Below are 519 nucleotides of genomic sequence, written 5' to 3'. Positions count from 1 at the left end.
ACCGTGCTCGTTGCGCCCGAGAGGCGCCCGATCGAGCCACTGGTACACGCCCCAAAGCCCGTCCAGTCCGCGCGCATAGCTGGAATAGGTGTGGTAGACGACGCCGTCGTCGAGCACGAAGGCGCTGACCCCCGGCCTGTCGCGCGTATAGGTGGGAACGTCGGTGCCGGTCATGGCCGCGATTTGGGCAGCCGGCCCCTCGTTGCCGCGCCACTCCTGAACGGTCTTGCCGGCAAGTGGCTCCGGCGCCGGCGGTTCGCGGCGGAAGTTGTATTCTATCGTCCCGTTTCGCTGTTCCTCCTCGGTGAACCACACGCTGAAGTCGCGGTTGAACTCGCCGTCATTCGAGGAGGCCCAGGGAAAGGTCCAGCCCATCCGCTGCTTGAACGCCTGCAGTTTTGCAAGCGACGCACGCGATACCGCCGAGAAGGCGACATCGTGGTTCTCAAGATGGACGACGATCCCGTTGAACCCGTCCGCGATCGAGGAGCAGGACGGGCACCCGGCCTTGTAGTCGGG

1 protein-coding gene is annotated in these 519 nt (G+C 65.3%); it reads right to left on the bottom strand.

The window, feature by feature from the left end; all coding sequences use genetic code 11:
• The coding region (locus O7A05_RS34065) for a DUF899 family protein (RefSeq protein ID WP_337097792.1) at positions 1 to 519 on the bottom strand (519 nt) is incomplete at both ends.

Source organism: Mesorhizobium argentiipisi (SeqCode) (assembly GCF_037179585.1).
Lineage (GTDB): Bacteria > Pseudomonadota > Alphaproteobacteria > Rhizobiales > Rhizobiaceae > Mesorhizobium > Mesorhizobium argentiipisi.
This window is presented reverse-complemented; position numbering and strand designations above follow the sequence as displayed.